The sequence below is a fragment of the Paeniglutamicibacter gangotriensis Lz1y genome, from assembly GCF_000348945.1.
Taxonomy (GTDB): Bacteria; Actinomycetota; Actinomycetes; order Actinomycetales; family Micrococcaceae; genus Paeniglutamicibacter; species Paeniglutamicibacter gangotriensis.
Genome location: NZ_AOCK01000001.1, coordinates 649,153 through 656,281, shown reverse-complemented (window position 1 = coordinate 656,281; position 7,129 = coordinate 649,153). Strand labels below are relative to the sequence as shown.

The following is a 7,129-nucleotide window of genomic DNA, read 5'->3' as shown; positions in this document are numbered from 1 at the left end:
CACATTTCCAACGGGCGGATCGCCTAGAACATCGTCACGGGCATCAATGACAACGCCTCACGCAACTACGGCCTTCCGCAGCTGACCGACCACACCGAGCGCTACGCCTGGGCCGACGAATACGTGGACGTCGCCTACAAGCTCTGGGAAGGTTCCTGGGATGCCGACGCATTGAAGAAGGACAAGGAAAACGGGGTCTATTCCGATCCGTCCAAGATCCACAAGATCTATCACGAGCCCAAGCGCTACCGGGTCGAGGGACCGCATCTTCCCCCCCCTCACCGCAGCGCACCCCGCTGCTGTTCCAGGCGGGTTCCTCGTCCTCCGGGCGTGCCTTCGCTGCACGCAATGCCGAGGCGACCTTCATCATTGCCCCGTCCCCTGCTATCGCGGCCGAGCTCATCAAGGACACCCGTCGGCTGGCCGTGGAATACGGACGGAACCCGGAAGACATCAAGTTCTTCCAGGGGCTCTCCTTCATCATCGGAGCCACCGAGGAAGAGGCCAAAGAGAAGGAGGCGTACTACGACCAGTTCGTCAGTGTCGATGGCTACCTGGCTCATTCGGCCATCGTGGACAAGACCGGGCGCGTCTATCCGCCCGAAACCCCGATCGCCGATCTGGACACCAACACCGGCAAGGGCTTCTCCGAATGGGTGTCCAAGCACATCACCGACCGCGAGCCAGTCGTCGCGGACATCGCCTGGCTGCAGGCCCGCAACACCCGGGTGGTGGGCACCCCCGGACAAATCGCCGACAAGATCGAAAGGTGGCAGGCTGCGGGGGTCGATGGCATCAACGTCATCAACTGGGTGATCCCCGGATCATTTGAGGAGTTCGCAGACAAGGTCCTCCCGGTGCTGCGCGAACGCGGCCTGGCCCAGAGCGAATATGCCCAGGGAACGCTGCGCGAAAAGTTATTTGGCGAGGGTCCGTTGCTCAACGAGCGGCACCCCGCGGCCGGTTACCGCGGGGCTTTTGCTTCAGGCCCGTCGAGCTGGGACGAGGCCGCCGCGCTGCGTGGCGCCGAGGTGCAGGAAGCGGGCGTACCCGCCTGACCTCGAGGGGTCTGGAACAAAGAAGAGGGCGTTGGACTGGTTTCCGGTAAAACGGATGAACCAATCCAATGCCCTCTCTCGTGGTGTGTGGTGCTCGGTGTCTCTACTCCGCTACTACCGCGGCTTGGACGGCGGCGGAAACCGCCGGCATCACGCGTGGGTCAAGCGGTGAGGGAACGATGAACTCGCTGGAGAGGTTCTCCTGGACCAACCCGGCAATCGCGTAGGCCGCTGCCAGCTTCATCTCGGAGGTGATGCGACGTGCACCGGCATCCAAGGCACCACGGAAGATTCCGGGGAAAGCCAGCACGTTGTTGATCTGGTTCGGGAAGTCCGAGCGGCCCGTGGCCACCACGGCGGCGTACTTGCGTGCGACATGCGGCATGATCTCCGGGTCCGGGTTGGACAGCGCGAAGATGATCGCGTCGTCGTTCATGCCGGCCAGATCTTCTTCCTCGAACTTGGAGGAGGAAACCCCGACGACCACGTCGGCACCGTCCAAGGCCTCGCGGATGCCACCGATCAGTCCATCCTTGTTGGTGATCGCGGCGTACTTGGCCTTGATGGCGTTCAGGTCGTCGCGGTCGCGGTGGATGATGCCCTTGGAATCAACAAGAACCACATCGCCGAGGCCGACATTGATCAGGATCTCGGAGATCGCGATGCCTGCGGAGCCGGCCCCGGAAATCACTGCACGCATCTGGCCCAGTTCCTTGCCTGCAACCTTGGCCGCGTTGAGCAGCGCGGCGAGGACCACCACGGCGGTGCCGTGCTGATCATCGTGCATGACCGGGCAGTCCAGCGCCTCGATGAGGCGGGCCTCGAGTTCGAAGCAGCGCGGTGCCGAGACGTCCTCGAGGTTCACGGCGCCGTAGCTGGGGCGCAGGCGGACGAGGGTTTCGACGATTTCATCGACGTTGGTGGTGTTCAGGACCAACGGAATGGAATCCAGTCCGCCGAACTCCTTGAAGAGCGCGCTCTTGCCTTCCATGACCGGCAACGAGGCGGCGGCACCAATGTTGCCTAGGCCCAGCACCGCGGTGCCGTCGGAGACCACAACGACCAGGCGCGAGGCCCAGGTGTGGGTGGCGGCCAGGGCCGGGTCCGCGGCAATGGCGCGGGACACCTGGGCGACGCCCGGGGTGTAGGCAATGGACAGGTCGCGCTTGGTGGTCAGTGGCATCTTGGACTGGACACTGAGCTTGCCCCCGAGGTGGGCGTCGAAGATGTCGGCTTCGGTGATGGTTGCGGCGGCGTCGAGCGAGGTATCAATGGACATGAGGGACTCCTTGAAAGTTCTGAAATGTGACGGAGCGAGGGGCGATTCAACGATCGCGGACAACGAAGGAAACGGCACAACCACATCAATGTGGTGACCGCCGGTTTCCTTGCCTCGCTGTGCGTCTGCCGGCCGGGGGTGATGGCTGCGGCAACGACGCACTGGTCAGTACTTTCTTTAGACCGTAGGCATCACGATACGACACTTCAGCGTATCTGCGCCACCGTTGGGCGCAACAGGGGCGAAATACTCAGCCATCTCGAGGCAATTCTCCGGTGCCTCCAGCGGTGTTTGGGGCGCTGCCCCCGGGGGTCGAGAAGTCTCGCGGCGCTCCGTGCTCAGCCGGCATGGCGCAGGTCCGCGGCGACATTGTTTTTCAGCGTGTGGAGGAGCGTGCGGCGAACACCACCAGGCACAGGATCGCCCCGATGGCCAATGTTAGGGTGATCCCCGTATCGGTCGAGTGCATGTCCGGGCCCATATTCGCGGCGAGCACCGCCCCGGCGATGGCCGTGCCGAACGAGCTGCCCACGGTGCGCAGGACCTGGTTGAAACTCGCCGAGCTGCCCAATTCCTCGGTGGCTACGCTTCTGGCGATCAGTGCCGACATCGCCGCATAACTTGCACCCATGCCCAGACCGAAGAGCAGCATCCCCAGCAGGATCTCCCACAATTGGGTGTGCGCGAACCACAGCATCGTTCCGGATGCTGCAACAACGCCGGCGCCGATCGGCAGCAGCGCAGTAAGACTGATCCGGGTCGCCAGGCGACGAACGATCCGGTTGGCGGTGAAGCTGCCCACCGAGAGCGGGAACATCACGAAGCCGGCCCAGAAGACCGGTAGGGCGATCCCGTAGCCGGTCGAGGCGGGGGTCTGGGCAATGAGGCTGGAAATCGACAAGCCAAGACAAGCCGGTAAAGGGCTGCGCCCAGCCCCACCGCGGTGAGGTTTGCCAAGAGCACTTCGCCATTGCGCAGCACCCGCAGGTTGATCAGCGGGTGCTCTGTCCGCAGTGCCGTCTTCGCCCAGATCGCCAGCAAGATCACCGAACCAGCGATGGTTCCAATGGCCGCCGGTGATCCCCATCCCCAGTTCGGGCCCTCGCTGACGCCCAGGAGCAGGGCTCCGAGGCCCAGGCTGAGCAGGGCCGTGCCCGAGTAGTCGAACGGCATCCGCCCTGCCATGTCATCGGGGCCCTTGGGCACCACGCGGACGACCACGAAGATCGCGCTGAGGACAAACAAAACCGCACACCAAAATGCGGAGCGGAAATCGATGAGGCCCGCGATGACTCCGGTCAACGGATAGCCGATCCCGATACCCGTCGACACCGTGACCGACAAGCTCGAAATCGAGGACTGCACCTTGATCGGTTCGAGGTAGCGCCGGGCCAAGGCGATCGTCACCGGGACAATTCCGTAGGTTAACCCCTGCAACGCGCGCCCGATCAGGAAGATGGTGAAATTCGGTGCCCTCGCCGCCAGCACGGACCCGATGAGGATGAGCACCAAGGAGAACACCAGAAGCCGCTTTTTGTGGGGACCGTCGCTCAACCTGCCCATGACCGGGGTCGCAATGGCACCGACGAGCAGGTTGATGGTGAGCATCCATTGGGCCGTGCTGACCGGGACCTGAAAACCGACGGCGATCGAGGGGACCAGCAGCATGCCCAGCGAGCTGACGATCGCTGTGGAGAGCGCAGCATAGACCAGCGCGGGCATCAGGTTCGAGCGAGCCATCGCGGTGGTCCTAGGCATCGCGAGCTTCCGGATCAAGTTTCCGCAGTAGCGGGATGAGCGACTCTAGGGCCTGCTGCTCTTGCTGCGTCAGCCGTGTCGAGATGGCAGTCTCGAGCCATTCCTGGCCGGCGGCCCGCTCTTGGGCCAGCCTCTGGCGCCCTTCATCGGTCGTTCCGATCCAGGTCTGGCGACGGTCGTCGGCATCGGGCACCCTAGGTAAGAAGGCCCAGAGCTTCGAGCTCGCGTGCCGCCAGCAACACCGGTGACCCTGATGATGGCAGCCAGCTCGGTAGTGGTCGCCCGCCCGTGACGCGCCAGATGGCCAAGGATTCCCAACTTGCCCCGTGAGAAATTGCTCGAGGAATTCAGTCGGCGGGAGATGGGCCGCAGAGCCTCGAACAGGGAGAGGGAGATACTGTTTTCGGGCATGGACACTAGTGCACAAGCAACTTGAGTAAGTTGCTTGAAGATCCCGAGGATCCCCCCTTTCGATAACCATGCCGGTCGTCACGTGCCGGGCCGACACTTTTGTCTCGGATCATGCATGATGGAAGCATGTCGTCTCCCACACCGTCATTGAGCAAAGTTCGTGCCTTCCCCGCCCTCGAGTCGAAGGCCGCGGCACGCCTCGCGGCAGCATTGGAAGAGTCCGCCGACACCACCATCTTTGTCAACGGCACCACCTTGCAATTGCCAGATGTCGCCCACGCGGCACTCATCGAGGTACTCACGCGCATGTCACGCGGCGATGAAGTGAGCGTCAGCACCGTGGAGTCGCTCTTGAACACCTCTCAAGCAGCAACCATGGCAGGGATCTCGGCCAGCTACCTGCGCAAGCTCACCGATTCGGGAACCATCCCGGTGGAATACCGCGGCACCCACCGCAGAATACGCCCGGCCTCGGTGCAGGCCTGGCTCGACTCCCGCGCCACCAGCCCTGCCCAGACCCAGGAATAGACCCAACCGCAACTATCCCGTGCTGGTACTCCCACCCGCCGTCTTCCACAGTTGGAAGTAACCGCTGCACCGCACCAGGCGGATGCGAAGGGAAGTGGGAACGATGTCCGGGAATCGATGGATTGTCTCGTCATTGGCCGGGCTGGCCGGACTCGGGCTGGTCTTCGCACTTTCAGGATGCGTGGGTGAACCCGCCCAGGCTCCAAGCACCACGGGAAGCTTGTCGACCGGGTCCCCGTCAGTATCCCAGACCCCACAGCCCACGTCGGCGCCGTCGGCATCGAGCGCCTCCGGGTCATCCCCGCCCGCGCAGCCCTCGTCCGGGACAAATGCCGCCTCCGCAACCTCTCCGTTGACGATCTTCTACGTGGCAGTCGATGACCAGGGGAAATCCGGCCCCCTGGTCGGTTGTGGCGATAGCATCGTGGCCACCGAGACCGGGCCGGTGATCTACGCCAGCCAGGTCGAAGCCGCGATGAGCACCCTGCTCGAGGACAAGGACGCGGAGCATGGCCAATCAGGACTGGTCAATACGCTCTCAGCATCGGAGCTGACATATGTATCCGCTTCGGTCTCCGGTGACACCGTGACGGTCGAGCTATCCGGGGAGATCCTCTCCGGCGGCACGTGCGATGACCCGCGCATCATCGCTCAGCTGACCCACACCGCGATGGTAGCCGCAGGGACCGGCGAGGCCGTGATCCTGATCAACGGCGTCGACGTCAACAAATACCTCAGCCAAAAATAGGCAAATGTTGACTTGTAGGCAACAAGTGTTGATAAGGTGCGTGGTGTGAGCTCAATTACAGGACCCTCAACGGGCAGTGAAACCGAAATCGCCTTCGAACGCGCCGCGGCGCACGAATCACTCTTCTCCGAGCGTGCCTCGCACATCAAGCAATCAGCGGTGCGCGACGTCTTCGAGCTTTCACTGGATCCCTCGCTGGTCTCCTTGGCAGGCGGCAACCCCTATCTACAGTCCTTGCCGTTGGAGAAACTCGGGGCCATGTCCGCGGAGCTGATCGCCACCGAGGGCATGACAGCACTGCAGTACGGCAGCGGTCAAGGCACGCAGGGAACTGCGCACCCAGATCTGCGAGGTCATGGCCGAAGAAGGAATCACCGGAGTCGACCCCGACAACATCGTGGTTACTACCGGATCGCAGGCCGCCCAGGACGTTGCCTGCAAGGTCTTCTGCGACCCCGGAGACACCGTGCTCTGCGAGGATCCCACCTATGTGGGCGCCCTGAATACCTTTGAGGCCTATCAGGTGCGCGCCGAGCCGATCCCCACCGACGAACACGGGCTGATCCCCGAAGCGCTGCGCCAACGCATCACCGAGCTGCGCGGCGAAGGTGCGCGGATCAAGTTCCTGTATACGATCCCGAACTTCAACAACCCCTCGGGCATCACCCTGGCCGCCGAACGCCGGGCACAGATCGCCGAGATCTGCATCGCCGAAAACATCCTCATCCTCGAAGACAACCCGTACGGAATGCTGCGCTATTCCGGGGAGCCTATCGCCCCGTTGTATGCCCAGTATCCCGAGAACGTCATCTACATGGGGTCTTTCTCCAAGATCATGGCCCCGGGGCTGCGCATCGGATGGGCAGTGGTCCCCGCCCATCTCTTCCGCCGCTTCTACCTTGCTTCCGAGGCCGTCACGCTCTGCCCCGCGACCTTCAACCAGATGCTGATCACCAAGTACCTGGACGGGCATGACTGGCGCGGACAGATCGCCACCTACCGCGAGCTGTACGCCGCGCGCTGCGCCGCGATGCTCGAGGCACTCGATGAGCACATGCCCGCCGGGGTGCACTACACCAGGCCCGAGGGCGGGTTCTTCATCTGGGTCACCCTGCCCGAAGGAATCGACAGCTACACGCTGCTAGCCAAGGGCATCGAAGCTGGAGTGGTCTTCATTCCGGGCGCCGCATTCAGTCCCGACGATGCCCCCAGCCATCGGCTGCGGCTGGCTTTCAGCGCCGTCCCCGAGGACAAGATCCGCGAGGGCGTCAAGCGCCTGGCCCCGGTGCTCGAAGCGGCCATCGCGGAAAACTCAGCACGCTAAAGCTGGCGCAAGAGCACCCTGTT

At 63.3% G+C, this 7,129-nt stretch carries 6 protein-coding genes and 2 pseudogenes; 4 read left to right on the top strand and 4 right to left on the bottom strand.

Annotated features, from left to right (window positions below; genetic code table 11):
* Positions 1-107: 107 nt before the first annotated feature.
* The gene (locus ADIAG_RS03025) at positions 108-1,058 is read left to right on the top strand and encodes an LLM class flavin-dependent oxidoreductase (RefSeq protein WP_321162804.1); all 951 of its coding nucleotides are present in this window, start codon (positions 108-110) and stop codon (positions 1,056-1,058) included.
* Between the two features lie 103 nt (positions 1,059-1,161).
* Here the strand turns inward: ADIAG_RS03025 and ADIAG_RS03020 are convergent, their stop codons facing one another.
* From ADIAG_RS03020 to ADIAG_RS21770, 4 genes and pseudogenes are all read right to left on the bottom strand, one after another.
* Positions 1,162-2,337 (bottom strand): NAD(P)-dependent malic enzyme, encoded by a 1,176-nt coding sequence (locus ADIAG_RS03020; RefSeq protein ID WP_007269827.1) that lies wholly within the window; start codon positions 2,335-2,337, stop codon positions 1,162-1,164.
* Between the two features lie 376 nt (positions 2,338-2,713).
* Positions 2,714-3,424, bottom strand: coding sequence for an MFS transporter (locus ADIAG_RS22330; RefSeq protein WP_268744232.1), 711 nt, complete (start codon positions 3,422-3,424; stop codon positions 2,714-2,716).
* A pseudogene (locus ADIAG_RS22325) lies at positions 3,409-4,005 on the bottom strand (MFS transporter); the annotation flags it as partial. The pseudogene ADIAG_RS22325 and the gene ADIAG_RS22330, both read right to left, overlap by 16 nt.
* Before the next feature lie 82 nt (positions 4,006-4,087).
* Positions 4,088-4,288, bottom strand: coding sequence for a hypothetical protein (locus ADIAG_RS21770; protein ID WP_051059796.1), 201 nt, complete (start codon positions 4,286-4,288; stop codon positions 4,088-4,090).
* Positions 4,289-4,632: 344 nt separating this feature from the next.
* Between ADIAG_RS21770 and ADIAG_RS03005 the strand changes: the two genes are divergently transcribed.
* The 3 genes and pseudogenes from ADIAG_RS03005 (at position 4,633) to ADIAG_RS02995 (ending at position 7,106) form a co-directional block, all read left to right on the top strand.
* A complete protein-coding gene (locus ADIAG_RS03005; protein ID WP_007269824.1) occupies positions 4,633-5,034 on the top strand; it encodes a helix-turn-helix domain-containing protein in 402 nt (133 codons plus the stop codon).
* Positions 5,035-5,137: 103 nt separating this feature from the next.
* Positions 5,138-5,782, top strand: coding sequence for a GerMN domain-containing protein (locus tag ADIAG_RS20680; RefSeq protein ID WP_007269823.1), 645 nt, complete (start codon positions 5,138-5,140; stop codon positions 5,780-5,782).
* 54 nt (positions 5,783-5,836) lie between these two features.
* Positions 5,837-7,106: pseudogene (locus ADIAG_RS02995) on the top strand (aminotransferase-like domain-containing protein).
* Positions 7,107-7,129 lie beyond the last annotated feature (23 nt).

Excerpts from the sequence above, each read along its gene's own strand:
- ADIAG_RS20680 (WP_007269823.1), top strand. The coding sequence starts at position 5,138 with ATGTCCGGGAATCGATGGATTGTCTCGTCATTGGCCGGGCTGGCCGGA.
- ADIAG_RS03005 (WP_007269824.1), top strand. The coding sequence starts at position 4,633 with ATGTCGTCTCCCACACCGTCATTGAGCAAAGTTCGTGCCTTCCCCGCC.
- ADIAG_RS03020 (WP_007269827.1), bottom strand. The coding sequence starts at position 2,337 with ATGTCCATTGATACCTCGCTCGACGCCGCCGCAACCATCACCGAAGCC.
- ADIAG_RS22330 (WP_268744232.1), bottom strand. The coding sequence starts at position 3,424 with ATGGGGATCACCGGCGGCCATTGGAACCATCGCTGGTTCGGTGATCTT.